Genomic DNA, 25,211 nt, shown 5'->3' with positions numbered 1-25,211 from the left:
AGCGAGGGACTATTATGATATTCACAATTGCTTAACTTTTAAAAATAAGCGAAAGTTAAATTATTTTTTGTCAATCAAACCCTTCATTTCAGTCATGTTTAAGAAGATGAACGTGTTACAATATAGAAAGAAACTATCAATAAAATAATCGCAACTAATAAAGCAAACCACAAAGCAGGATGAATTATCACCAAAAACGATAAAAAACCACCAAACATACTTACCACCGCAAAAATCTTAACAAATGGCGGAATGGCTTTCTTTTCCTCCCATTTTTTTATAGGAGAACCGAAAATTCTGTGATTACGCAACCAATGATGAAAGCGTGGTGATGAACGCGCAAAACACCATGAAGCAACCAACAAAAAAGGCACTGTAGGCATAATAGGTAAAACAACACCAATAAAACCTAATACAATCATTGCCCACCCTAATATAGAATAGAAAATGCGTAAAGGAGGGGATATTTTAAAATCTTTCTTCATTATTTATCATTTATCTCTGTTTTTCTCACTCAGACACCATTATACAAAATGTTATTATTTACAAATTTTAGTACGTTGTCATCTCTCTATACAATACATCAATTAATGCATTTTCGTTGATAATTGTTTTCTAAAACGGAGAGCAATCTATATGATATGACGATAATTTTAAAATTTTCAAACAATAAAAATTAATTCTTTAGAGAATTGAAAAACAAAAAGGCTGCACGATAAATCAATGCAGCCTTTTAATTACGAATGCAGTGTTGGGAGGAGGAATACTGCATTCATCCACTAGACATTAGGAGGAAAATGATCTAGCTCTCTTTATAACTAATAAAAACACATGCTAGAGACAATATACAAAAATGCATAGCTGCTATGCATAAGTTCTATTACGCTTAAATTTCTTGAGCTGTACTCTGAAGAAAGAAAGTTGATATAAAAACAGCAATAAAAATGAGTGTTAAAATCAATACAATTGTGGCAGCAGAATCAGAACCAATAAATAAGCTAAGATAAATTCCTAGAAAACTCGAACAAACTGCAATAAATACAGCAATTAACAGCATAGAAAAAAAACGCTTAGTAATAAGATAAGCAATAGCACCCGGTGCTATTAACAAAGAAATAACTAAAATAATTCCAACCGCTTGCAAAGCAGCAACAATTGTGAGAGAAATCATTGTTAAAAGAGTATAATGGAGCACCGATATTTGTAATCCTATTGCACGCGCTTGAACTGAATCAAAAATGTACAACATAAAATCACGCCATTTTATACCTAAAACCATTGCAACAATAATAGAAATTATTGTTGTTTGTGTAATATTAAGCCAATTAACACCTAAAAGATTACCGAATAAAATGTGATTTAAATCCAAATCACTATATATTGCTGTTGCCAAAACAAGTCCCAAACCAAACATAGATGAAAAAACAACACCCATAATCGTGTCCTGTTTAATACGACTGTTATTCCCCAAAAAACCTGTTACAATGGCACAAATCATACCTGCTAAAAAAGCACCACAAGCAATCAAAGTCATTGTAACATTAGCAGGGCGCACATTATGAAACCAAAGAAACGGCATAGAAGATAAAAATGTCATCGCCCAGGGGGTTGTCATGTACCCAATAACTACCCCAGGAAAAACTGCGTGAGAAATCGCATCTCCTAAAAGGGACCATCCCTTTAAAATAAGAAAACAAGAAAGCATAGCCATTGGAACAGCCAGAACGATGGTAATGATCATACCCTTAATCATAAAAGAAAACTGAAAAGGAAGCAGCAATTGATGAATCATATATTTCCACACCTTTTTGCTGCTCTTACACGTAAGCGTGCAGCAATGTAACCGTATTTAGGAGCAAAAGTAAACGCTATTATAAATAAAAATGTTTGAAAAAGCACAACAACACCACCGGTTTGTGCGTTCAAAAAATAACTCATATAAACACCCAAGATACTTGTAAGAGTTCCAATCATAACTGAAATGATCAAAAGATTTACAAAACGATCACTTAAAAGATAAGCCGTTGCTCCCGGTGTAATCACAAGACAAATAACTAAAAAAGCTCCTACTGTCTGCATAGCCGCAACAGTACAAGCAGCAAGAAGTGTAAAAAAGAGAATTTTTAATAACGTAACATTTAATCCAATAGCACGTGCATGACTCTCATCAAATAAAAAGACCAATAAATCTTTCCATTTCATACACAATATGAAAAGGGAAAAGAATCCAATACAAGCCAACTGCATAATATCTGATGAACTAACTGCTAAAATATTTCCCAGAACAATTGTATCAATATTAACAGACATTGGTCTTAATGATTTCAGAAATAATCCAAAAGCAAAAAAGGAAGAAAAAATTAAACCAATAATTGTATCTTCTTTTAGTTTTGTTCTGTAATTCAAAAATAACATTGCTGCAGCAGCGAGCCCACCAGAAAAAAAAGCTCCAAACGAAAAAGGTAGTCCCAAAAGATAAGCACCAGCAACTCCAGGCACAATCGAATGCGAAAGCGCATCACCAATCAACGACCAACCTTTTAACATTAAAAAAGCAGAAAGAAAGGCACAAACACAGCCAACTAAACCTGAAACCCACATTGCATTAATCATATATTGATAAGTAAAAGGCTCAAGTAACCAAACAATCATAAACTATGCTCCAGTTTTTGATTGTAATCATGCAATAAAGACTTATTGTCATTTTTGGTAACATCATTTTTTTGCGCATTTTGAAAACTCAAATAATGATGACGTAGAGCCCCACCAAAAATTTGTTCAAGATTTTTTTGTGTAAAAACCACTTCTGTTAACCCAGAAGCTACAACTGTTCCCTTGATTAAAATCGTACGATCACAAAATTCAGCAACGGAATCTAAATTGTGGGTAGAGACTAATATGATAGCACCTTCTTTACGTAGATCTTTTAACAAAGTAATAATTCTATCCTCTGTTTTGACATCAATTCCTGTAAAGGGCTCATCTAGTAAAATGGCTTTTGCTTTCTGCGCAAGAGCTCGCGCCAAAAAAACGCGTTTTTTTTGTCCGCCAGACAGTTCACCAATCTGACGTTTAGCAAATGGCAACATATTGACGCGTTCTAATGCAACACGAACAGCTTCATGATCTTGCGCTCGAACATAGCGAAAGAAATTCATATGGCCATACCTTCCCATCAAAACAACATCCTCAACAAGAACAGGAAAATTCCAATCAACATCCTCATTTTGGGGAACATATGCAACAAGATTTTGTTTTAAAGCCTTTTTAACTGATAAACCTAAAATGCGAATTTTTCCTTTTGAAGGTTTTACAAATCCCATAATAGCTTTAAATAGTGTAGACTTACCTGACCCATTAACCCCAATCAATGCAGAGATAGAACCGATAGGACTTTCAAAACTCACTTCTCGCAAAGCTGTATATCCATTACGATAAGTCACAGCTACATCTCGAGCAAATATTCCAGACTCAGTCATCGACCTTTTACCTCATCTGACAAAGCCTTAGCAATACGCGTACTGGTAACACGTAACAAATCAATATAAGTAGGAACTTCACCATCTTTATCACTCAGTGAATCAACATAAAGTACCCCCCCATATTTAGCCCCTGTTTCTCTTACCACTTGCTTGGCAGGTGCAGCAGAAACAGTACTCTCAGAAAAAACAACTGGAATATGATATTTCCGAACCATATCAATGACATGCTTAATCTGTTGGGGTGTTCCTTGCTGATCAGCATTAATAGGCCACAAATAGAGTTCTTTTAAATCGAAATCACGAGCTAAATAACTAAATGCACCTTCACTTGTCACAAGCCAACGTTTGTCTTCTGGTATTGCTTTTAGCTCAGCTTTAATTGGATCAATGTTCAAACGAATCTTTTGTTTATAAACTTCAGCATTTTTATTATAAACATCAGCATGCTTAGGATCATATTTTACAAAAGCATCACGAATATTATCAACATAAATCAAGGCAGAGACTGGTGACATCCACGCATGAGGATTTGGCTTACCACTAAAAGGCCCATCTCCAATTTTAATAGTCAAAATACCTTCTGAAACGACTACACTTGGAACATCCTTGACATTTTGAAAAAACTTTTCAAACCAAAGCTCTAACTCCAATCCATTCCATAAGATAAGGTTAGCTCCCTGAGCACGCATAAGATCTCGTGGCGTAGGCTGATATTCATGAATTTCAGCACCTGGTTTAGTAATTGATTCAACATCGGCAACATCACCTGCAACATTACGAGCCATATCAGCAATGATAGTAAAAGTTGTAACAGCTTTAAATTTACTAGCACTCAAAACTGTACTAGGAGTTAAAAGAGTTATACCCAAAAAATATGAGATAAAAAACGCCTTCAGTTGCATTGATTTTCTTTCTATTGCTAATGATTTGCATTACTATATTACAGATAACAGTTAATTTCTAAATTTGCAATAATTTTAAAATAATACCTTATTTTAGATATATTTAAGATAAAGAATATTTAAATATTTTTCTCATATCCCAAAAAGCAAAAACCATTTTTGTAAAACATAATAATTAACGACGCAAATAGGCACCAGTTGTTTTAGTAACATTCTCAATTATTTTTAAAGCCAGTTTTTCAAGATCTTCATCAGTTAAAGTACGTTCAAAAGGTTGAATAGCAACTTCAATTGCAATAGATTTCTTATCTTGACCAAGACTTGGATCTTCAAAAAGATCAAAAACCTGTACTGAATAAATAAGTTTTTTATCCGTTCTACTCGCAGCACGAACAATAAGAGAGGATGGAGTTTCTTTATCAACAACAAATGCAAAATCGCGCCGCACCATTTGAAAAGGCGATAAATTTAAAGGGGTACGGATTTTGGTAACCTTTTTTTTGGGTTCTGGAATTCGATCAAGGAAAATTTCAAAACCGCATATAGGACCACTTACGTCTAACTTTTCTAAAGTAATAGGATGAAAAACACCAAAAAAACCAAGAATAATCTTTGGTCCAAGTTTGATAACACCTGAACAACCAGGATGATACCAATTAGGAGCTCCAACTTCAATTTGCACTTTACTGCTATCAATACCACATGCTTCCAAAACAGCTAATGCATCCGCTTTAGCATCAAAAACATCAACTACCTTTGTATTTCCGGTCCAAAAGCGTCCAGCTCCTTCAAATTTTTCCGTACCACAACGAATACCACTAGCAACATTCTGCTGCTTATCAGGTGTATCACCTTCATAAACATTTGAAACTTCAAATAAAGCAAAATCTGAAAAACCACGATCAATATTTCCCTGTGCCGCAACAAGTAAACCAGGTAGAAGAGAAGGACGCATTACTGACATATTAGAAGCAATAGGATTCACTAATTTAAGCTGTGCCTGACCGCCTCCAAAAGCTAATGCCTGATTTTCAGAAATAAATGACCAAGTTATAGCTTCCATCATACCTCGACACGCTAAAATCCAACGAGCAGTGTGTGAGAAAATCTGCAAAAATGTTAAAGTTTTCTGTTTAACCTCAGCAAAATTTTTCAACGGTATAGGCTGAATCTTATCTAATCCATAAATTCGCATGATTTCTTCTACTAAATCAGCTTTACCAAAAACATCATGACGCCAGGTTGGTACTTTAACCGTCACTACATTCCCTTTTCCTTCAATGCCAAATCCAAGCTTTGTCAAAATAGCAAAAGCTTGCTCTGATTCCATCTCTAAATTCGTTAAACGTTTGAGTTCAGAAAACGGAAAAACAATTTCTTTAATTTCTGGCTTTTGATATCCAATAACTTGTGTTATTGATGCCTCACCACCGCAAAGACGTAAAACTAATTCTATGGCAATCTCAAGACCCGATTCCATAAAAGCTGGATCAACACCTCGCTCAAATCGGTAACGCGCATCACTAATAAGCTCCAATGAACGACCCGTCTGAGCAATATTCTTTGAATCCCAAAGCGCTGACTCAATAATAACACGATGCGTCTTTTCGTCACAGCGTGTTCTTTCACCACCCATAATACCGGCAATGGCAATAATACCCTCTTCATCTGCAATAACACAATTTTCAAAGCCTAAACTGTAAACTTTACCATTCAATGCCTGAAATTGTTCACCCTCACGACCACGACGTACACTCAATGTTCCTTTAAGCTTATCCGCATCAAAAACATGAAGGGGACGACCAAGATCGAAACTGATATAATTTGTTACATCAACCAACGCATTCATTGATCGAACACCAATTGCATTCAAACGCCGTTGCATCCATTGCGGCGATGTACCATTTTGTACATTGCGAATTTCACACCAAGAAAAACCTAAGCATAATGACGAGTCCTGCGAATAATCCAAAGAAACTTTGACCGATGTTTCAAAAGAAAAAGACAATTGTGGTAAAGACAATTCTTTTAATTTCCCAATTCCAGCTGCAGCCAAATCACGAGCAATTCCTCTAACACCTGTACAATCAGAACGATTAGGAGTTAAACCAATATCAATAACGGGATCATCTAATCCTGCATAAGTTACAAATGACATTCCAATGGGTGCATCTTTTGAAAGTTCAATAATCCCGCAATTCTCATCTGAGAGGTCAAGCTCTGCTTGTGAGCACATCATACCAAAACTTTCAACACCACGAATTTTTCCTACTGATAACGTCATATTAAGTCCAGGAACATAAGTGCCTGGCAACGCAAGAACACCAACAAGCCCAGGGCGTGCATTTGATGCGCCACATACAACTTGGATAGGCGTACCAGACCCTATATCTACTGACAAAACCTGTAATTTATCCGCATCAGGATGTTTAATAGCAGTTAAAATCTTTGCGATTAAAAAACCTGTTAAACAAGAACGATCTTCGACATGATCAACCTCAAGGCCAATAGCTGTCAGTTTATCACAAATTTCATTCAAAGACTCATTTGTCTCTAAGTGATCCTTTAACCAGGACAATGTAAATTTCATCTTCAAACCTCACATGACAACTGTTATAAGATCACATATTGTTCAAACCAGAAAATAAAAGAGAGATGTCAAAACAGCGAAAACCGTAATGATTTAACCAACGAATATCAGCATCAAAAAAAGCTCGTAAATCAGACATACCATATTTTAACATAGCAATACGATCAATGCCCATCCCCCATGCAAAACCTTGATATTCATCCGGATCAAAACCAGCATTCTTCAAAACATGAGGATGCACCATTCCACATCCTAAAATTTCCAACCAATCACAACCTTCACCAAATTTTACTTCTAAACCAGAACGATCACATTGAATATCGACTTCCATAGAAGGCTCAGTAAAAGGAAAGAAAGAGGGACGAAAACGCATCTTTACTGAATGCACCTCAAAAAAGGATTTACAAAAAGTTTCATGAAGCCACATCATATGTGCAATATTAGAAACTTTATCAATCACCAATCCTTCCACTTGATGAAACATTGGTGAATGAGTTGCATCAGAATCCATACGATAAGTTTTTCCAGGAATAATGATACGTATCGGAACCTGTTTCTTTTCCATCACACGAATTTGCACTGGTGATGTATGCGTGCGCAACAATTTCCGATTTCCCATTTCATCAACACCAAAAAAGAAAGTATCATGCATTTCTCGTGCTGGATGATCTTCAGGAAAATTTAACGCTGTAAAATTATAATAATCCGTTTCAATATCTGGCCCTTCTGCAATAGAAAAACCCATATCAGTATAAATGGCTACGATTTCATCAATTACCTGAGAGATAGGATGAATACGACCCCGTTCTATGGGTGACGAACGAACAGGTAAAGTCACATCAACAGTTTCGTTAGAAAGGCTCATAGCCATTGCTTGGTACTTGAGAGCATCACGCTTTTGCATCCATAACTCTAGAACACGTTTTTTTAATCCGTTAAGTACCGGGCCTATTTTACGCCGTTCATCAGCAGTCATCTTGCCTAATGCTTTTAATTTTTCAGAAATGCTTCCCTTCTTCCCTAAGGCTCCAATACGCACTGTTTCAAGTTCTTGTTCATCATTCGCCGCTTCTAAAGCAAAACAAATTTCTTGCTCCAAATACTCAATATCGTTCATAATTTCTGCCTATTTTTTCAATAAAAAAACCGCCCTAGTAACAACCAGCGCGGAATCCGGAATAAATGAATGCCTGAAGAGAACGCAGCTGGCTATTTGACAGCGCTTTCAAAAGCATTAGGTGTTGTGTCTTTCAAATATTCTAAAGCTTTCTTTGCGGAAACTACTAAAGCAGTAAATACCGTTGGCTCATTAATAGCTATATCAGAAAGAATCTTGCGATCGATCTCAATACCAGCCTTTGACAGACCATCAATAAAACGCCCATAAGTCAAACCTTCCATACGAACAGCAGCATTGATTCTTTGTATCCACAAGGCGCGAAAAGTGCGTTTTTTGTTCTTACGATCACGATAAGCATATTGCTTTGAACGATCAACTGCTGCCTTAGCTGCACGAATGGTATTCTTACGACGACCATAAAAACCTTCAGCTTGTTTTAGAACTTTCTTGTGCTTAGCGTGAGCTGTAACACCTCTTTTTACACGTGCCATGGATAATCTCCTACAAAATCAAAAGTAAAAGGCTTAAAGGCCATTTGGTAAATAACACTGAATAACTTTTTTAGCATCTGGTTCAGCCAATACCATCATTCTCCGTGCATTACGAATAAATTTATTAGAACGCTTAATCATGCCATGCCGTTTACCTGCAGCAGCTGCTTTAACTTTACCTATCGCAGTGACCTTAAATCGCTTTTTAGCGGATGATTTTGTCTTCATCTTGGGCATTTTGTTACTCCATACGTTATACGTTTAAATTCAATAAAGCTGACCAAAGCTCGAGTAAACATTTGAACAGCCACGGCATGCCCTGCCAGGCAGTTTTGATTGCAATTTCATAAGCCAGTATGCATAAAATAGCAAGTCCGTGTTAAAAAAAAACTGGCGTCCCATTGTCTTTAACTTCCACTAAAGGAGCTGGAATCGTATTCGTTTTGATCGTTGCTTTGCAGAGATCAGCAATGATACACTGCTTGCATTCTAGTTTACGTGCTTTGCAAACATAACGTCCATGTAAAATAAGCCAATGATGAGCATACTGTAAGTAACAATCCGGAATAATTTTTACTAATTTTTCTTCAACCTCTTCCGGTGTTTTTCCCGATGCCAAACCAAGACGATTTCCAAGACGCAGAATATGCGTATCCACTGCTATAGTAGGCTGTCCAAAAGCAATGTTCAAAACAACATTAGCAGTTTTACGTCCTACACCAGGAAGCGTCATAAGTGCTTCACGACTATCAGGAACTTGACCACCATATTGATCAATCAAACGACAACAAAGCTCATAAATATTATGTGCTTTTGCACGCCAAAGACCAATTGCACGGATATGATGTTCAATTCCCTCTTTTCCTAAAGTAATCATTTTTTCTGGTCGATCAGCAAGATAAAATAATTTCTTTGTAACTTTATTAACGCTAACATCCGTAGTCTGAGCAGAAAGAATAACTGCGACCAAAAGAGTGAAAACATTAGTATAGTTAAGATCACTTTTAGGTGTAGGACGTTGAATGGAAAAACGACGAAATATTTCTGCAATTTCGTCTACCCCATAAATTGTCTCAGTATTTTTGTACACTTTTAATGATTTAATCGCTTTTTCAGTCATTGCACTCTGTTGGATCTTCTTTTTTGAAGTTTTTGTTTAATTTTAATAAATGGCTGCTTTGCAAAACTAATACAATGGTATATATTTACTATATTTATTTATTCTAAAATTCGAAACAATCAAAAAAACATTGAAACATATTCTCAAATTGCTGATACTATTCTTAGTGGTAAGGTTCGTCGTCTTCATAAAAATGGTTATGAAATGAGAATTGTATGCGTGTCTTTTTGTTTGTTCTTAAATTTAAGATTAATAATCTCAAAAAAGTCATCGACTGATCATTTATTGAAACACAAAAAGAGTCAAAATATTATTATTTATGTTATATTGTATTCTTTGAACCAATTTCACTTTTCTATAAAAGTAATCGATGTCACAAATGCTGAGTTGAAAAATTTTTTTTATCCATTAATCTTCAACACTAAAAATTAAATCAAAACCAGTAGTAAAAAATAATAGAAGGTAATGCATAAAGGATCAATACAATGAAAGAGCGTAAACAAATCTTACCGTTACAAGATACGGTCTTTCCTGATGCACGACAAATCGCTTATTTAAAAGAAGTTTGTACAGATGATCTAGCTAAAAACTTTCCAGATCTTCCACCTATGATCCCAGGAATTACAATATGGGCTCTTTTCGGAGAAACGGGATATCCAATTATTTTATCCGATGAACGTTCTATCGCCCTCGCGGGTGCTAATGAGCATGAACTACAAATTGTAACACTTCAATAAACTGGTTCAAAATTCCTGAAAAACTCCTAAGCAACATGCCAAAATTCGATAAAGGTGTGCCGTGTGTTTTGTATCGGCAAGGACAGCAAAAGAAATAATTATTCTAAAACTTAGAAATAGAGATTAGAAACAATTCATATCTATTCTAAGCATTCATTCAATAATAGCTGCGCATCTCAGCAATCATTTATAATATCGCGATAATTTAAAGAGCTGTATGGTTATTTCTAGCGTTGCCCACATGCTTTTAACTGCTGATCATAAAGCTTAGATAACTCTTCTACACGCTGCGCTGTCTTAGCAACAACAGCAGACGAAGAGCCTTTGTTCCGTGCATAAGCACTATGCCCCATATGATAATTTAAATAGAGATTATATGCATCATTGGGGCTAATACCATTACGTCGAACACTTTGGCGATGATACCAAGCAATAAAATCGACTGTATCTGCAAAATTGGTACGCCACGCAACAACTTTTCCTGTAGAGCGCATATAATTATTCCATGTACTCTCAAGTGCTTGAGAATAACCGTAAGCGGTCGAACGACGCTCCCATGGAATAAAACCAAAAAGTTTTTTACGTGGAGGGCTTGCATTATGACGAAAACTCGACTCTACACGAATGGTTGCAAGAATAATAGGCATAGGAATTCCATGAAGTAACTCCGCATTTTTAGTAGCCTTTCTCCAATTATTAAAAAAACCGTCTTTTTGAGCTAAAATAGCACAAGCGTTATTAATATGTATAGGAGGCTTTGTAGCACAACTTCCTAATAAAAGCACACATCCGCCTAATAAAAAAAAGCGCCGTATCACCTGTTTTACCTGACCCTAAAAATCAAATGAAGCATCATTAAGAAATACTTACTAAATTTACAAATAGAAAAAATCAATACGGTATTTGATATTCTTCTTTTAATCCTTATCATCTAAATGCAAAGTTTGTGATTGAATATGTGTTGCTATCGGCTCTGATATAGAATCATTTTTTTGTAATTCTAAAGATTCAATGCGATTAGCCCGTTTCATAATTTTAGAGGACGACGTCAAAATTGCTTCGATATCTTCACCTGTTTTGTAAAAATGTTTCTGTAAAGCGCGAACACGTATATCCATTCGTTCAAAATCTTCCATTAATTTTACTACTTCTGATTGGATTAAATGCGCTTGTTCACGCATTTTCGCATCTTTCATAATAGTTTGTACAACTTGAACAGATAACATTAATAAAGAAGGTGATACAATCATCACATGTGCTCGATTGGCTTTTTGTACTAATGACTCAAAATCCTCATAGATTGTTGCAAAAATCGATTCCGATGGCACAAAGAGAAAAGCTGTATCATGTGTTTCTCCAGGAATTAAATATTTCTGCGTAATATCTCGAATATGAACATCCATATCATTGCGAAATTGGCGTTCAGCCTTCTGACGTTCTTGAGATGATGATGCCTCACGCATTGCATTCCAAGCCTCCAAAGGAAATTTAGCATCAACAACAAGAGCAGGTGCCTTATTAGGCATATGAATAAGACAATCCGGTCGTTTTCCATTTGAAAGAATTGCTTGGAAAACATAAGCATTAGATGGCAAAGCATCAGCAATAATTGCTTCCATTCGTCCCTGACCAAAAGCACCTCGTGTCTGCTTATTGTTTAAAATAGCTTGTAATTGAACAACCTGTCCAGTGAGCGACTGAATATTATTTTGCGCTGCATCTATCACTGCCAAACGTTCTTGTAAACGGTTCAAATTTTCGTAAGTAGACTTAGTTTGTACCTGAAGAGTTTGGCCTAAACTGGTTCTCATTCCATTGAGTTGCTCGCAAATAGATTGGTTCAATTCAAACTGCCTTTGACCAAAAATCTCTGCCATTTTTTGCATACGCCCTTGCATTTCAATTTGTGTTTGTAGCAACGTAGCCATCTGCATTTGTGCTTCGCGAGAATGTTCAGCTAATTCACGTTCGCAAATAGCTCTTTTCCGGTTATTATGCATAATGATTAAAAACACTACACCAACTAGAACAAAGAAAATCATTCGTTGACTAAAATGCTCCCCAAAGGGCATTATTAAAAAAAGCGAATCAAACATAAAAAGAAATATAGCGGTTTTGTCGCAAAAAAATACATGCGATTATTTAATGTTTACCTGTAATTAAGTTCAATATTGATTTATAAAATCATTTATTATTATATTTACTATGTCAATAAAGCCTTTAGTTATTTTACCTGATCCTATTTTACGTGAAGTTTCAAAACCAGTTGAGAATATTGATTCAATTATTCAAAAATTAGCTGATGATATGCTAGAAACTATGTACGATGCCCAAGGTATTGGACTTGCGGCTGTTCAGGTTGGTGTGCCACTGCGAATGTTAGTTTTAGATATCTCCCCAAGATTAGAAATCTCCTCAAAAGATGCTCCTAAAAATCCGCTTGTTGTTATTAATCCAGAAATTTTATGGATATCAGATGAACGTAATATTTACCAAGAAGGTTGTCTTTCTATTCCTGAATATTTTGCAGAAGTTGAACGTCCCAAATACCTCCGTATTTGCTATAGAGATCGCGAAGGAAAAAAGGCAGAGATTGAAGTAGGTGGTCTTTTAGCTACTTGCTTGCAACATGAAATTGATCACTTGAATGGTTATCTTTTTATTGACCATATTTCAAAAATCAAACGTGATATGGTAATACGAAAATTTAAAAAACGTGCAAAAAAGCAAAACACATAGAAAGTAGTTTGAATGGTATTACGACTAAGCTTTATGGGAACCCCGAGTTTTTCTGTACCCATTTTACATGCTTTATTAGAAGCTGGTCATAACATTGTAGCAGTTTATAGTCAGCCTCCTCGTCCAGCAGGACGACGTGGTCTCAAATTGTCTCCTTCTCCTATTCAAATTGCAGCAAAAGAGAAATCAATTCCCGTTTTTACTCCTCAAACTCTTAAAACAGCTGAAGAACAAATCCAATTTGCAAAACTTGCTGTTGATGTCGCTGTTGTTGTCGCTTATGGGTTATTATTACCCAAGCCTATTCTTGAATCACCACGCTTTGGTTGTTTTAATGCTCATGCTTCATTGTTACCACGCTGGCGTGGCGCTGCACCTATTCAACGTGCAATTATGGCTGGTGACAAAGAAACAGGAATGATGATTATGAAAATGGATGAAGGATTAGATACAGGACCTATTGCTTTATCGCGTTCAATTACTATCACTGATAACATGACAGCTTATGAACTTTCAGATAAGCTATCACATATAGGAGCAAAACTCATTGTAGAAGCTTTATCAGCTCTTGAAAAAAATCAACTTAAACTTACTCCACAATCGTCAAAAGGAGTGACCTATGCTGCTAAAATTAGAAAAGAAGAAACTCAAATTGATTGGACTAAATCTGCCAAATTTATTCATAAGCACATCTGCGCTCTTTCTCCGGTTCCTGGTTGTTGGTGCATCATGAATATCAATGGTAAACACGAACGAGTGAAAATTCTCGGAAGCCGCTTAATAGAAAGGTGTTCTCTCGAAATTGGACGAATAGAACCAGAGAAACTGATTGTTCATTGTGGACAAGGATGTATAGAAATAACTCATCTCCAAAGATCTGGTGGTAAACTTCTCGATCGCGCAACATTTTTACAAGGAGCTAATATTTCTGCAGTTTTTTAATATGCCACGCTTTAAACTTACTCTTGAATATGATGGATCAAATTATGCTGGTTGGCAACGTCAAGCGAATCTCCGTACGATACAAGGTGCCATTGAGCAGGCTATTTTTCAATTTAGCGGACAAAAACTAACCATCACTACAGCAGGAAGAACCGATGCTGGTGTCCATGCTATGGGACAAGTTGCTCATATTGATTTTGAGAAAAATTGGAATACTTATACTATACGTGATGCACTCAATGCTTATTTGCAAAAACAAGGTGAAGATATTGCTGTTCTAAATGTTCAGAATGTTCCTGATAACTTTGATGCACGATTTTGTGCAACTAAACGCTACTATCTTTTTAAAATTCTCAATCGCCGCTCACCACCAGCTCTCAATGCCAAGCGTGTTTGGTGGTTACCAAAACCACTAAATGCTGATGCTATGCATAAAGCAGCTCAAAGACTTGTAGGACAGCATGATTTTACCACTTTTCGATCAACTCATTGTCAAGCTAAAAGTCCTATCCGCACCCTTGAACGCTTGGATATCCGAAGAAAAGGAGAAGAAATTTTCCTTTATGCACAGGCTCGTTCTTTTCTTCATCATCAGATTCGTTCATTTGCAGGAAGCCTGATGGAAGTTGGTATTGGACGCTGGACAGCTGAAGATCTTGAAGCAGCTCTTCATGCAAAAAATCGTGCCCGTTGCGGTGTAGTTGCACCTCCCTCAGGTCTTTATCTGATAAAAGTTGACTATTAATTTAATTGCTCTATTAAAGTTTTTTCCATAAAATAATAGTGATAACTAGGAACCTCATTAAAAAATCTAGACATTGCCATTAGTGAAGATTATTTATCGAATTGGGAAACCATTACATTATGATAAGAGAATATTAATACGTTTTTGATATTTTTTTCTTTAGCTTTTAAGTTACACCAGTATTTTGAAATTGTTTGTAAAATTGCTTTAGCTTTAATATGCTCAGAATATTTAAACATTTTAAAGAATTTTGTAGCGTTATTTTTAGTTAATAGAGAATTTACAATTTTTAAAACTAAAATTTTTTCTAGTAGCATTTTTTATTTATCAAAATCTGTATTGGTCTTTGCGTTTTGTATTATTCTTTGCTAAATCGCATTGTATGACAATAGATCGTAATTATATTCGTAATTTCTCCATTGTAGCTCATATTGACCATGGAAAGTCGACTTTAGCCGATCGTTTAATCCAAACAACAGGTGGTCTTGAAACACGAGAAATGAAAGACCAAGTGCTTGATTCTATGGATATTGAGCGCGAACGTGGAATCACTATTAAAGCCCAAACGGTACGTCTACGTTATAAAGCAAAAAATGGTGAAACTTATATCTTAAATCTTATCGATACACCTGGCCATGTTGATTTTGCTTACGAGGTATCGCGTTCATTGGCAGCTTGTGAAGGATCACTCTTAGTGGTAGACGCTAGTCAAGGAGTAGAAGCACAAACATTAGCAAATGTTTACCAAGCCATTGATAATTCTCATGAATTGGTTGTAGTGCTTAATAAAGTTGATCTTCCAGCTGCAGAGCCTGAGCGTGTGAAAGAGCAAATTGAAGATGTGATCGGTATTGATACATCTAGAGCAGTGGAAATATCAGCGAAAACAGGCTTGGGTATTACTGACGTTTTAGAAGAAATTATTACGCAATTACCACCTCCACATACTGGCAACGTTATAGACCCTTTAAAGGTAATGCTGGTTGATAGTTGGTACGATTCTTATCTTGGTGTTATCGTTCTGGTGCGTGTCATTGATGGTGTTTTGAAAAAAGGTCAAACTATTCGCATGATGGGTACAGGAGCCAAATATCCAGTTGAACGAGTTGGAGTGTTCACTCCCAAAATGGTTCCAGTTGATAAATTAGGCCCAGGGGAAATTGGCTTTATAACTGCTTCTATTAAAGAAGTCGCTGATACACGAGTAGGGGATACTATTACTGAAGATCGCCGGCCTTGTGAAAAAGCCTTACCTGGTTTTAAACCTGCTCAACCAGTTGTTTTTTGTGGTATTTTTCCAGTTGATGCAGCCGATTTTGAAAATTTGCGCGCAGCTATAGGTAAATTACGTTTAAATGATGCAAGTTTTTCTTTTGAGATGGAAACATCAGCCGCTTTAGGTTTTGGTTTTCGTTGTGGCTTTTTAGGACTCCTTCATCTTGAAATTATTCAAGAACGTCTAGAACGCGAATTTAATTTAGATTTAATTGCAACCGCACCTTCTGTTATTTATCGCATGAATATGAATGATGGTTCTGTTAAGGAATTACATAATCCAGCGGATATGCCTGATATTGTTAAAATTATTTCTATTGAAGAACCATGGATTCGGGCAACAATTATGACACCTGACAATTATCTCGGAGCTATTTTAGAACTTTGTCAAGAACGGCGTGGATTACAAATTGGTTTATCCTATGTTGGTACCCGAACTATGGTAACATACGAATTACCTTTGAACGAGGTGATTTTTGATTTTTATGACCGTTTGAAATCCATCTCAAAAGGATATGCTTCTTTTGATTATCAAGTAACCGATTATTCTGAAAGCGATTTGGTCAAAATGTCCATTTTGGTTAATGGAGAGTCTATTGACGCATTATCAATGCTTGTGCACCGTAGCATAGCTGAAAAGCGTGGGCGTTCTATGTGTGAAAAACTTAAAGATCTTATTCCTCAACATATGTTTCAGATCCCAATTCAAGCAGCAATTGGTGGTAAAATTATTGCTCGTGAAACAATTCGTGCTTTACGAAAAGATGTAACAGCTAAGTGTTATGGTGGTGATATTACCCGTAAACGTAAGCTACTGGAAAAGCAAAAGGCAGGTAAAAAACGGATGCGTCAATTTGGAAAAGTAGAAATTCCCCAATTAGCCTTTATTCAAGCACTTAAAATGAGTAAGTAACTCTATTTTATTCTTTGTTGTTGATTTAATTATCAATTAATAATTTTTAGAAAATACTCTTTAATCACGCAACAAATCATTAATTGATGTTTTCTCTCGTGTTTTTTGATTAACGCGTTTAATGATAACGGCACAGTAGAGATTGGGACCCATTTCACCATTTGGTAATTGTTTTCCACAGCATGAACCTGGAACAACAACTGAGTAAGCAGGTACTTCACCGATAAAAACTTCACCTGTTGTACGATCAATAATTTTAGTCGACTTTCCAATAAAAACTCCCATGCCTAAAACAGCACCTTCACGGATAATACAACCCTCAACAATTTCAGAGCGTGCACCAATAAAACAATGATCTTCAATAATTGTCGGACCTGCTTGCAGTGGTTCTAAAACGCCTCCGATACCTACACCACCAGACAGATGAACATATCGACCAATTTGCGCACATGAACCAACAGAAGCCCATGTATCAATCATCGTCCCTTCACCCACATAGGCACCAATATTAACAAAAGAAGGCATTAATATCACATGAGGAGCAATATAAGCAGAATGGCGTACAATTGCTCCCGGAACTGAACGAAAATTTGCTCTTTTAAAATCAACTTCTCGCCAACAAGAAAATTTTGATGGCATTTTATCCCACCAATGTGATTCATTTGCACCACCAGAAATAATACGCATAGAATAAAGTCGAAAGGATAAAAGAACAGCTTTTTTTAACCATTGATGAACATACCATTGACCATCATCCTGACGTTGAGCTACACGAATCTCACCTTTATCCAGAAGATTTAATATGTGCTCAACACTCTCGCGAATTTCACCCTTTGTAGCAGAATTGATAGAATCTCGATTATCAAAAGCTTTTTCAATAATTTCTTCAAGTTGTATGAGGTTAGTCATTATCAAAAATCCATTAAAAAAATCAAAAGCACCAAGATTTATTACTGATGATTTACGTGAAGAAATATGCGCAGTCAATAAAACTGCTAAAAAAGAGTACGACATAGCTATAGAAGAAAATTATAGAAAATAGAAAAACACTAAGAAATTTTCACGTTTATGCTCATATATTATTTTTCTATGTCTAAATATTTTGAGTTTTTTGTTACTTCAGTCTGGAGTAATTAAAATAGGTAAGCTTAGTTCCTTGATATTCGTATAATTTTCATACTGTTTTATCACATGAGTAAATGCTTATAATTTAAATGATTTGTATGTAATTTTCTCCAAATTGGCATCAATTATATCCTAGCCCTCTTAAAAATATTTTGCGGATATTTAACCGGAAAATACTTAAAGCAATTTCATCTTCCTTGCGATCTATATTTACAATAAAAAACACACGACTTAGACAAAAATAACCAATTTAAATCGTCTTTATCAAAAACCCTATTGTTTCTACAGGGTATAAAATTTTCTACATCATTTCTTCGCTTTTGAAGAGAGAATTTCAATAATACCTGTTATATATTAAATACATTTTACAAAGAAAAACATTATTTTTACGTTCTTGATAATGACACAATTAGAATTATCTATATTAAATGAAAAAATTAAAAATCTCCTTAGGTAGAAAATTTTGAGAGCGAATAAAGTTCAATGTTAAAAATTTTTAACAGAACGAAAACAATCCCAAAGGATTAAGCTGTAAATATAAGATGGCAAAAATCCCTGACTTTAGAGGCAATAAATAGGATGTCAATATATAATCAATATTCTTTTTGAAGAGAGGTTAAATGACAAACGATGTATCTAAGATCTGTTTTATTATCACTACGCTATTTTTTACAATGCTTGTTATGTTAAATCCAGCTTATGCTGATACTGCTGTTAGTGGTCTGGGGACGCTTGATACTGTTTTGCAAGCTATTGTTGGTATGATAACAGGTAATACAGCGAAGCTCATTGCAACTATATGTGTTGCTATTGTGGGTATTGGCTGGATGTATGGTGTTATTGATTTACGCAAAGCAGCATACTGTGTTCTTGGTATTGGCATTGTTTTTGGTGCTTCTGCCTTTGTTACTTTATTAAAAGGAACGACATCATAAATGAATGAAGATACCCTTTTTCTTGCCTGCACAAGACCAGCTATGTTTGCTGGAGTTACGGTGGAAGCTATGGCATTGAATGTCATGACAATATCTACACTTTTTATCATTACAAGCAGTTTCTCAATGATTGGTTTTGGCGTTGGTTTGCACTTTATCTTACGTGAAATCATAAAACGCGATCATAACCAATTTCGTGTTTTATTTGCTTGGCTCAATACTCGAGGTAAACAAAAGAACCTGACAAGATGGGGTGGAGGGTCTACATCTCCTTTACGCCTTATCCGAACTTATAAGGAATTAAATTAAGTGAGACAGATGTCAGTGATGAAGATGGAATCTTTGCCGGAGGAATATATTCCCTATGTTCGTCATGTCAATCAACATGTAATTGCGTTGAATTCCCGCTGCTTAATGATGGTGATTGCCATTGAAGGCATCAACTTTGATACTGCAGATATTAGCCAATTAAATTCGTTACACATCCAATTAAACACGCTGTTGAAAAATATTGCAGATGAACGTGTTGCTTTATATTCTCATATTATCCGCCGACGGGAAACGATTTATCCAGAGAGCCAATTTTCTTCGTCTTTTGCAACAACCTTAGATAAACACTACAAACAGAAGATGGTTTTGAAAGATCTTTATCGGAATGATCTGTATCTTTCGGTACTCTGGAATCCTTCAGCAGATAAAACTGAACAGCTAGCTACTTTTTTTCATCGCTTAACACGAGCCAAGAAGACACAAACGGAACCAGATTCTGAATCTATTCGGAAACTTGAAGAGTTAGGCCAAGATCTTATACAAGGTCTTGAGAGCTATGAAGCACGACTTTTGTCAACCTACGAGCATGATGGCATTTTATTTTCTGAGCAAAGCGAATTTCTTCATCAGTTGGTTGGAGGAAGGCGTGAACGCATCCCTCTTACATTTGGCACTATAGCCTCAACGATTTATTCAGATCGTGTTCTTTTTGGAAAAGAAATTATTGAAATTCGTCATGAAAGCAATGAACGCTTTGTAGGTATGTTTGGATGGAAGGAATATCCCTCTAAAACACGTCCAGGTATGACAGATGGTTTGTTGACAGCACCCTTTGAATTGATCTTAACGCAATCCTTTGTTTTTAAAAGTAAAGCAGTTGCAAGTGCTATTATGAGCCGTAAACAAAATCAAATGATCAATGTGGCTGATCGAGCCAGCTCGCAAATTAGTGCACTTGATGATGCACTTGATGATTTAGAGTCTAATCGTTTTGTTTTGGGAGAACATCATCTCTCTTTAGCAGTTTTTTCTGATCGTCCACAAGAATTGGCAGAATACCTCTCCAAAGCCCGTTCGTACCTGACGAATGGTGGAGCAGTTATAGCCAGAGAAGATCTAGGATTAGAGGCAGCATGGTGGGCACAACTTCCTGGAAACTTTAGCTATCGAGCACGCTCTGGAGCCATTAGCAGCAGAAATTTTGCAGCCTTATCGCCCTTTCATTCCTTCCCGATTGGCAAATTGAAAGGTAATATTTGGGGCTCTGCAGTTGCCTTACTGCAAACACAAGCGAGTTCGCCTTACTATTTTAATTTTCATTATGGTGATGTTGGAAATACCTTTGTTTGTGGTCCATCAGGTTCTGGAAAAACAGTCATTGTTAATTTTCTTCTTGCACAATCGCAAAAATATAACCCAACAATAGTCTTTTTCGATAAAGATCAGGGAGCAGAAATCTTTGTCCGCGCTGGAGGTGGAAAATATAAGCCTTTGAAAAACGGCAAACCTACTAATATTGCGCCATTAAAAGGTATGGAATACACCGAAAAGAATAAACTCTTCCTTCAGCACTGGGTCTTAAAACTGGTCACCTCCGAAGGCCAAACAGTAACAGAACAAGAAAGGCAAGATATTGCTAGAGCAATTAATTCCTTAGAAAGCCTTCCCCTAGCACAACGCTCTCTCGGTGCACTTCAACTGTTTTTTGATAATACATCCACAGAAGGTATTGCCATGCGTTTAAAACGTTGGACTAAAGGTAATCCTTTAGGGTGGGTCTTTGATAATGACCAAGATGATCTCAATTTAGATGCCCAATTCATAGGTTATGATATGACGGATTTCCTAGATAATGAAGAAATTCGTCGGCCTCTGATGATGTATCTGTTTAACCGCATTCTCGATCTTATTGATGGTCGACGTATCATTATTGTTATCGATGAATTCTGGAAAGCGCTTGAGGATGATTCATTTAAAGCTTTTACTCAAGATCGTCTGAAAACAATTCGTAAACAAAATGGCATGATGCTCTTTGCAACACAAAGCCCTAGAGATGCTTTGAATTCAACCATTGCCCACACAATTATTGAACAATGCCCCACGCAAATATTTTTTCCAAATCAAAAAGCTAATTATAACGACTATGTTGAAAATTTTAAACTGACTGAACGTGAATTTGAGCTAATCCAATCAGAATTAAGTAGAGAATCTCGGCGTTTTCTCATTAAACAAGGACAGAACTCCATTGTTGCAGAACTGAACTTACGTGGAATGGACAATGAAATTGCTGTCTTAAGCGGGACAACCAGAAATATTGAACTCATGAATCAAATTATAGATGAGTATGGAACAAACCCCGATATATGGTTGCCTATATTTCATCAAAGGAGACAAGTTCAATGAAAAAATTTATAATTATGCTTTTATCTTCAAGTTTCATCTCTCATGGAGTATCGGGAGCTACAGAAGATAGTGAGCGATATTATAAAAGTGTCATAGAAGATACAACATCAGAAGAGACAAAATTAAAAATAGCTGAATCTATTTATGCTTCAGCTACTAAAAATGAAAAAGAGATTCAGGAAATCAGTCAGAAAATTTTATCAGAAACTGATGAAAAAAAAAGAAAAGATCTTGAATCCAAGCTGGCTATTCTTCAAGCTAAGCTTCAAGTAGACATTCTAAAACTTCAGGCTCTTTCTATTATTAAATCAGAAAATTCTCAATCAAAAGAAAAAAAACGTGAAGAGGAACAAGAAAAAAAACATGAAATTGTTCACAACACACTAAAAGAAGAGTTGGAGAAAGCTAAAAATAATATCAAAATCAGATAAAAATAATGCCAAAGCCAGATTTTAAATTTACTCCATTCGAAAGTGTTTCTTCATATATTTTAGTGCCGCTCAATGGTGTGGTGGATTCAACAGTTAGTAGCTTGTCTTCTGCTATTGCAACACCATTAAACCTGGCAGCTATCATTTTTATCTTTTTATATGGCTACAATGTTATGACTGGCCGCGCTGCCCTTTCAATGCATAGCCTTATTAATAATGTCGTCAAAATCGTTATCGTGACAACAATGGCAACAAATGCAGATACATTTAATATTTACGTTAAAGACATATTCTTTGGTAATTTAGCAAATGCTATCGGAAATGCGTTCAATAGTAATCCCGTTGATTCCAATGTCTTCGATTATATTTTGTTAGTGGCCAATACTCGTTATCAAGAATTTGTAGCTAGAGCGTATTTTTTTGAAAAGATTGTAGTTGGACTGATTGGTGCTTTAATGTTTTTGGCAATTATTATTTTTTGTACAATTGGTTTTATTATCCAAATGTTTGCCAGAGTCACATTGGTCATGGTCATAAGTCTCGGACCTGTTTTCATTAGTTTATATTTGTTCAATGTAACCAGAAGATACGCCGATGCATGGATTACAACATTAGTTAACTTTACAGTTTTACAAGTTCTTGTGATGTTTCTGGGAACAATGATGTGCAAAATTACTTTGTATGTTTTCGACAGCCAATATGATTCAATCTATTTCTTACTTCCCCCTGTCCTGGTAGTCTCAATAGTAGGAAGTTTTCTCTTTCAAGGACTTCCCACCATTGCTTCTGCACTCTCTAGTGGAGGACCATATTATCATGCCGGAGTATCTGCAGGAGTACAAATGTTGTCGATGGCTTCTAACGCCTTCAGAAGTGGCTTTAACCTCGGTGGAGGCATAGCAAGAAATACGGCTTCAGGAGTTTCTCGAAGCGCTAGTGCTGCGCATGCTGCACATGCTGCACAAATGATGCGTGGAGGGGGTGCGCGTGGCCGATTTTAATGTCAAATTTTTCAACAAAATCATGGTTAATGCCTTTAAACAAAAGGCGTTAGCCATATGTAAAGTGCATGAAAAATCTGCTCTGCTTTCTCAAAAGGCCAATTTTCATGCTTTGCTCCATAATTTTGTAAAATCGTGCACTGCAAAACAACAATTTATCTTTCAAGATGTTTGTGAGTTCAAATCGTCATTCCACCAGCCGTAGAAAAAGAAATTAATTAAACATTTCATGAAAAAAATTTCACTATAAGGAAATAATTATGGAAAAAATACTATCAAATGAAGTAGTAGTAACAGAATCAGCATCTAACCTACCTTCACCTAATAGTTATAACTATCCCAATAGTCTTACACTGAAGAATAAATATGGAATAACAAACCATAAAGACTTTATTAATAAATGTGCACATGATACAGCAAAAGCAGCTATCAACTTGCGTCAAGAAAAACCACCCGAAAAATTTGATTCTTCCTATTTAAAATATCTTCATAAAGAATTATTTAAAAAAACGTTTGAATGGGCCGGACATACTCGCGAAATTCCTTTTTCATTTGAGGATGGTACAGTTGGTATTATGCCAGAAATGATGAGATCAAATTGGAAAACAGATCAACCAATCGTTTTTGCAATCGGCAATAAAGTGCAAGATGGTTTAAAAAATATTGATAGAATAATTATCAAAAACAATAATTTACAAAGCTTATCGCGTAAAGAATTTATTCATAATATGGCGGAAATATTTTCTCTCCTTAACTATACGCATCCTTTTAGAGAAGGTAATGGACGTACACAACGTCTATTTTGTGAAAAACTTGCTCAAGTTGCAAATTATTATCTTGATTTTTCAGTTGTAACAAAAGAACGCATGTCTTACGCCAGTATTGCAGCAGCACAAGATAGTAATTTAGAACCTATGAAAAAGCTTTTTGATGATATCTCCAACCCTGAAAAAACAGCTGTTTTGAAGGAATGCATGAAAAACATAAAAAATATTGATCACAAAAATATTAATGATTGTATTATTGTAGCAGCAGATAAAGGTTTCACCTATACCGGAACCTATAAAGGTGATAGTCCAGATAGTATTATACTCAAAACAGGTGATAATATCTACTCCATCTTTAGTAAAGATAATTGTACACCAGAACAACTAAAAGTATTAAAAATTGGTGATGACTGTATCCTTACAGTTCCAATAAAAAAAAATGTTGAAGACACTCTCATTCCAAAAGAAAAAATACCCCCTTTAACAAAGAGTGCAATAACTGAAAATATTCAAAAAGATGCCCTTATCCAACAAAACCTAACACAAATTACATATTTATCAAAACTTGTTTATGGTAGCTCAAAAGCATTAAGTAATCAAATAAGTTTGATTAATACAAATCCAAAGGCAGGTGAACAACTTTCTAGACAAATTATGTTGTCTCCTCAATCTATTTCTAAGCTTGCAGGTATAAAAATATTGGGTGTAAAAAACTCGATGCGTAAAAAAGCTGAAGATAATGTTATCAAACTTGCTAACTCAGTTGAAAATTATATGTCTTCTGTAAAAAATGCTGAAACAACAATACTTCAACAGCACCAATTAGAACAAAAACGCTGTCAAAAAATGGTAAAACCACCCAGCGAAGAATTGAAAAACATTCTTAACTTACCAGAAGAAAAGCGGAAAGAAGTTTTATTAGAGGGAAAATTTTCTGCTTCGATTGCCAAAGAGCTCACTGAGCTTATAAATGCACTTAATGCTCGTCTCTCACCAAACGAGCGCAAAATGGTCAAGGAAAATGATAAAAACTTTGCTAAAAGTGTTGGTATATCAGAAACTAAAGCAGAAATAATCATTAAAATTACTCAAGAAGCTAAAAAAGTATACCAACAAATGCAAAAACTAACAGTTGATATTGCAAAAAACTCCATTGTATCAGGATAAAAATGTAAAAATTTTGCCTTTCATTTGAACATCTGTAGGTGAGAGTTATTTCGAAA

24 protein-coding genes are annotated in these 25,211 nt (G+C 35.6%); 11 read left to right on the top strand and 13 right to left on the bottom strand.

Features of this window, described 5'->3' with window-relative positions:
- Positions 1-98: 98 nt before the first annotated feature.
- The 10 genes from BJB63x_RS06355 to nth all read right to left on the bottom strand — a co-directional run bounded on the left by BJB63x_RS06355 (position 99) and on the right by nth (position 9,705).
- A complete protein-coding gene (locus BJB63x_RS06355) occupies positions 99-485 on the bottom strand; it encodes a YbaN family protein (protein WP_078719464.1) in 387 nt (128 codons plus the stop codon).
- Between the two features lie 401 nt (positions 486-886).
- Entirely contained in the window at positions 887-1,792 is a 906-nt protein-coding gene (locus BJB63x_RS06350) for a metal ABC transporter permease (protein WP_078719463.1), read from the bottom strand.
- Positions 1,789-2,652, bottom strand: a complete 864-nt coding sequence (locus tag BJB63x_RS06345; RefSeq protein WP_078719462.1) for a metal ABC transporter permease — start codon at positions 2,650-2,652, stop codon at positions 1,789-1,791. Before BJB63x_RS06345 ends, BJB63x_RS06350 begins: the two co-directional genes overlap by 4 nt.
- On the bottom strand, positions 2,649-3,479 hold the full coding sequence (locus BJB63x_RS06340; protein WP_078719461.1) for a manganese/iron ABC transporter ATP-binding protein: 831 nt from the start codon (positions 3,477-3,479) through the stop codon (positions 2,649-2,651). The genes BJB63x_RS06345 and BJB63x_RS06340 overlap by 4 nt, the downstream gene beginning before the upstream one ends.
- A complete protein-coding gene (locus BJB63x_RS06335; protein ID WP_078719460.1) occupies positions 3,476-4,384 on the bottom strand; it encodes a metal ABC transporter substrate-binding protein in 909 nt (302 codons plus the stop codon). The genes BJB63x_RS06340 and BJB63x_RS06335 overlap by 4 nt, the downstream gene beginning before the upstream one ends.
- A 175-nt stretch (positions 4,385-4,559) precedes the next feature.
- Positions 4,560-6,974 (bottom strand): phenylalanine--tRNA ligase subunit beta, encoded by a 2,415-nt coding sequence (pheT, locus tag BJB63x_RS06330; protein ID WP_078719459.1) that lies wholly within the window; start codon positions 6,972-6,974, stop codon positions 4,560-4,562.
- 31 nt (positions 6,975-7,005) lie between these two features.
- Positions 7,006-8,091 (bottom strand): phenylalanine--tRNA ligase subunit alpha, encoded by a 1,086-nt coding sequence (gene pheS / locus BJB63x_RS06325; RefSeq protein ID WP_078719458.1) that lies wholly within the window; start codon positions 8,089-8,091, stop codon positions 7,006-7,008.
- A gap of 92 nt (positions 8,092-8,183) precedes the next feature.
- Positions 8,184-8,585, bottom strand: coding sequence for a 50S ribosomal protein L20 (gene rplT / locus BJB63x_RS06320; RefSeq protein ID WP_078719457.1), 402 nt, complete (start codon positions 8,583-8,585; stop codon positions 8,184-8,186).
- 33 nt (positions 8,586-8,618) lie between these two features.
- Complete coding sequence (gene rpmI, locus BJB63x_RS06315; protein WP_078719456.1) at positions 8,619-8,822, bottom strand: 50S ribosomal protein L35; 204 nt, start codon at positions 8,820-8,822, stop codon at positions 8,619-8,621.
- A gap of 142 nt (positions 8,823-8,964) precedes the next feature.
- Complete coding sequence (gene nth / locus BJB63x_RS06310; protein ID WP_078719679.1) at positions 8,965-9,705, bottom strand: endonuclease III; 741 nt, start codon at positions 9,703-9,705, stop codon at positions 8,965-8,967.
- Positions 9,706-10,190: 485 nt separating this feature from the next.
- Here nth and BJB63x_RS06305 point away from each other — a divergent pair, with 485 nt between their 5' ends.
- Entirely contained in the window at positions 10,191-10,442 is a 252-nt protein-coding gene (locus tag BJB63x_RS06305; RefSeq protein ID WP_078719455.1) for a DUF1150 family protein, read from the top strand.
- 227 nt (positions 10,443-10,669) lie between these two features.
- Here BJB63x_RS06305 and BJB63x_RS06300 read toward each other — a convergent pair whose 3' ends face one another.
- Positions 10,670-11,257 (bottom strand): transglycosylase SLT domain-containing protein, encoded by a 588-nt coding sequence (locus BJB63x_RS06300; RefSeq protein ID WP_153300770.1) that lies wholly within the window; start codon positions 11,255-11,257, stop codon positions 10,670-10,672.
- 102 nt (positions 11,258-11,359) lie between these two features.
- The gene (locus BJB63x_RS06295) at positions 11,360-12,538 is read right to left on the bottom strand and encodes a DNA recombination protein RmuC (protein WP_078719453.1); all 1,179 of its coding nucleotides are present in this window, start codon (positions 12,536-12,538) and stop codon (positions 11,360-11,362) included.
- 109 nt (positions 12,539-12,647) lie between these two features.
- Between BJB63x_RS06295 and def the strand changes: the two genes are divergently transcribed.
- From def to lepA, 4 genes are all read left to right on the top strand, one after another.
- On the top strand, positions 12,648-13,181 hold the full coding sequence (gene def / locus BJB63x_RS06290; RefSeq protein ID WP_078719452.1) for a peptide deformylase: 534 nt from the start codon (positions 12,648-12,650) through the stop codon (positions 13,179-13,181).
- A 12-nt stretch (positions 13,182-13,193) separates the two neighbouring features.
- The gene (gene fmt, locus BJB63x_RS06285) at positions 13,194-14,123 is read left to right on the top strand and encodes a methionyl-tRNA formyltransferase (protein ID WP_078719451.1); all 930 of its coding nucleotides are present in this window, start codon (positions 13,194-13,196) and stop codon (positions 14,121-14,123) included.
- A 1-nt stretch (position 14,124) separates the two neighbouring features.
- Positions 14,125-14,868 carry a tRNA pseudouridine(38-40) synthase TruA gene (truA, locus tag BJB63x_RS06280; protein WP_078719450.1) on the top strand — a complete coding sequence of 248 codons (744 nt, stop codon included), beginning with the start codon at positions 14,125-14,127 and terminating at the stop codon, positions 14,866-14,868.
- Positions 14,869-15,250: 382 nt separating this feature from the next.
- Positions 15,251-17,056 (top strand): translation elongation factor 4, encoded by a 1,806-nt coding sequence (lepA, locus tag BJB63x_RS06270; RefSeq protein ID WP_078719448.1) that lies wholly within the window; start codon positions 15,251-15,253, stop codon positions 17,054-17,056.
- A gap of 60 nt (positions 17,057-17,116) precedes the next feature.
- Here the strand turns inward: lepA and dapD are convergent, their stop codons facing one another.
- Positions 17,117-17,965 carry a 2,3,4,5-tetrahydropyridine-2,6-dicarboxylate N-succinyltransferase gene (dapD, locus tag BJB63x_RS06265; protein WP_078719590.1) on the bottom strand — a complete coding sequence of 283 codons (849 nt, stop codon included), beginning with the start codon at positions 17,963-17,965 and terminating at the stop codon, positions 17,117-17,119.
- Between the two features lie 836 nt (positions 17,966-18,801).
- On the opposite strand from dapD, the gene BJB63x_RS06260 reads away from it, so the two are divergent.
- From BJB63x_RS06260 to BJB63x_RS06230, 6 genes are all read left to right on the top strand, one after another.
- Positions 18,802-19,116, top strand: coding sequence for a TrbC/VirB2 family protein (locus BJB63x_RS06260; protein WP_078718837.1), 315 nt, complete (start codon positions 18,802-18,804; stop codon positions 19,114-19,116).
- Positions 19,117-19,425 carry a type IV secretion system protein VirB3 gene (locus tag BJB63x_RS06255; protein ID WP_078718838.1) on the top strand — a complete coding sequence of 103 codons (309 nt, stop codon included), beginning with the start codon at positions 19,117-19,119 and terminating at the stop codon, positions 19,423-19,425.
- A 9-nt stretch (positions 19,426-19,434) separates the two neighbouring features.
- Positions 19,435-21,789 (top strand): VirB4 family type IV secretion/conjugal transfer ATPase, encoded by a 2,355-nt coding sequence (locus BJB63x_RS06250; protein ID WP_078718839.1) that lies wholly within the window; start codon positions 19,435-19,437, stop codon positions 21,787-21,789.
- Positions 21,786-22,220, top strand: a complete 435-nt coding sequence (locus tag BJB63x_RS06245) for a type IV secretion system protein (RefSeq protein WP_194284788.1) — start codon at positions 21,786-21,788, stop codon at positions 22,218-22,220. Before BJB63x_RS06250 ends, BJB63x_RS06245 begins: the two co-directional genes overlap by 4 nt.
- A gap of 5 nt (positions 22,221-22,225) precedes the next feature.
- Positions 22,226-23,221: a type IV secretion system protein gene (locus BJB63x_RS06240; protein WP_078718841.1), complete on the top strand. Its 996-nt coding sequence runs from the start codon at positions 22,226-22,228 to the stop codon at positions 23,219-23,221.
- A 260-nt stretch (positions 23,222-23,481) separates the two neighbouring features.
- Positions 23,482-25,155, top strand: a complete 1,674-nt coding sequence (locus BJB63x_RS06230; protein WP_078719446.1) for a BID domain-containing T4SS effector — start codon at positions 23,482-23,484, stop codon at positions 25,153-25,155.
- Positions 25,156-25,211: the final 56 nt, after the last annotated feature.

Origin of the sequence: Bartonella sp. JB63 (genome assembly GCF_002022665.1) — a bacterium.
GTDB lineage: Bacteria > Pseudomonadota > Alphaproteobacteria > Rhizobiales > Rhizobiaceae > Bartonella.
The sequence above is the reverse complement of the archived record's forward strand: the minus strand, read 5'-3'. Positions and strand labels throughout refer to the sequence as shown.

Excerpts from the sequence above, each read along its gene's own strand:
- BJB63x_RS06355 (WP_078719464.1), bottom strand. The coding sequence starts at position 485 with ATGAAGAAAGATTTTAAAATATCCCCTCCTTTACGCATTTTCTATTCT.
- BJB63x_RS06350 (WP_078719463.1), bottom strand. The coding sequence starts at position 1,792 with ATGATTCATCAATTGCTGCTTCCTTTTCAGTTTTCTTTTATGATTAAG.
- BJB63x_RS06345 (WP_078719462.1), bottom strand. The coding sequence starts at position 2,652 with ATGATTGTTTGGTTACTTGAGCCTTTTACTTATCAATATATGATTAAT.
- BJB63x_RS06340 (WP_078719461.1), bottom strand. The coding sequence starts at position 3,479 with ATGACTGAGTCTGGAATATTTGCTCGAGATGTAGCTGTGACTTATCGT.
- BJB63x_RS06335 (WP_078719460.1), bottom strand. The coding sequence starts at position 4,384 with ATGCAACTGAAGGCGTTTTTTATCTCATATTTTTTGGGTATAACTCTT.
- pheT (WP_078719459.1), bottom strand. The coding sequence starts at position 6,974 with ATGAAATTTACATTGTCCTGGTTAAAGGATCACTTAGAGACAAATGAG.
- pheS (WP_078719458.1), bottom strand. The coding sequence starts at position 8,091 with ATGAACGATATTGAGTATTTGGAGCAAGAAATTTGTTTTGCTTTAGAA.
- rplT (WP_078719457.1), bottom strand. The coding sequence starts at position 8,585 with ATGGCACGTGTAAAAAGAGGTGTTACAGCTCACGCTAAGCACAAGAAA.
- rpmI (WP_078719456.1), bottom strand. The coding sequence starts at position 8,822 with ATGCCCAAGATGAAGACAAAATCATCCGCTAAAAAGCGATTTAAGGTC.
- nth (WP_078719679.1), bottom strand. The coding sequence starts at position 9,705 with ATGACTGAAAAAGCGATTAAATCATTAAAAGTGTACAAAAATACTGAG.
- BJB63x_RS06305 (WP_078719455.1), top strand. The coding sequence starts at position 10,191 with ATGAAAGAGCGTAAACAAATCTTACCGTTACAAGATACGGTCTTTCCT.
- BJB63x_RS06295 (WP_078719453.1), bottom strand. The coding sequence starts at position 12,538 with ATGTTTGATTCGCTTTTTTTAATAATGCCCTTTGGGGAGCATTTTAGT.
- def (WP_078719452.1), top strand. The coding sequence starts at position 12,648 with ATGTCAATAAAGCCTTTAGTTATTTTACCTGATCCTATTTTACGTGAA.
- fmt (WP_078719451.1), top strand. The coding sequence starts at position 13,194 with ATGGTATTACGACTAAGCTTTATGGGAACCCCGAGTTTTTCTGTACCC.
- truA (WP_078719450.1), top strand. The coding sequence starts at position 14,125 with ATGCCACGCTTTAAACTTACTCTTGAATATGATGGATCAAATTATGCT.
- lepA (WP_078719448.1), top strand. The coding sequence starts at position 15,251 with ATGACAATAGATCGTAATTATATTCGTAATTTCTCCATTGTAGCTCAT.
- dapD (WP_078719590.1), bottom strand. The coding sequence starts at position 17,965 with ATGACTAACCTCATACAACTTGAAGAAATTATTGAAAAAGCTTTTGAT.
- BJB63x_RS06260 (WP_078718837.1), top strand. The coding sequence starts at position 18,802 with ATGACAAACGATGTATCTAAGATCTGTTTTATTATCACTACGCTATTT.
- BJB63x_RS06255 (WP_078718838.1), top strand. The coding sequence starts at position 19,117 with ATGAATGAAGATACCCTTTTTCTTGCCTGCACAAGACCAGCTATGTTT.
- BJB63x_RS06250 (WP_078718839.1), top strand. The coding sequence starts at position 19,435 with ATGTCAGTGATGAAGATGGAATCTTTGCCGGAGGAATATATTCCCTAT.
- BJB63x_RS06245 (WP_194284788.1), top strand. The coding sequence starts at position 21,786 with ATGAAAAAATTTATAATTATGCTTTTATCTTCAAGTTTCATCTCTCAT.
- BJB63x_RS06240 (WP_078718841.1), top strand. The coding sequence starts at position 22,226 with ATGCCAAAGCCAGATTTTAAATTTACTCCATTCGAAAGTGTTTCTTCA.
- BJB63x_RS06230 (WP_078719446.1), top strand. The coding sequence starts at position 23,482 with ATGGAAAAAATACTATCAAATGAAGTAGTAGTAACAGAATCAGCATCT.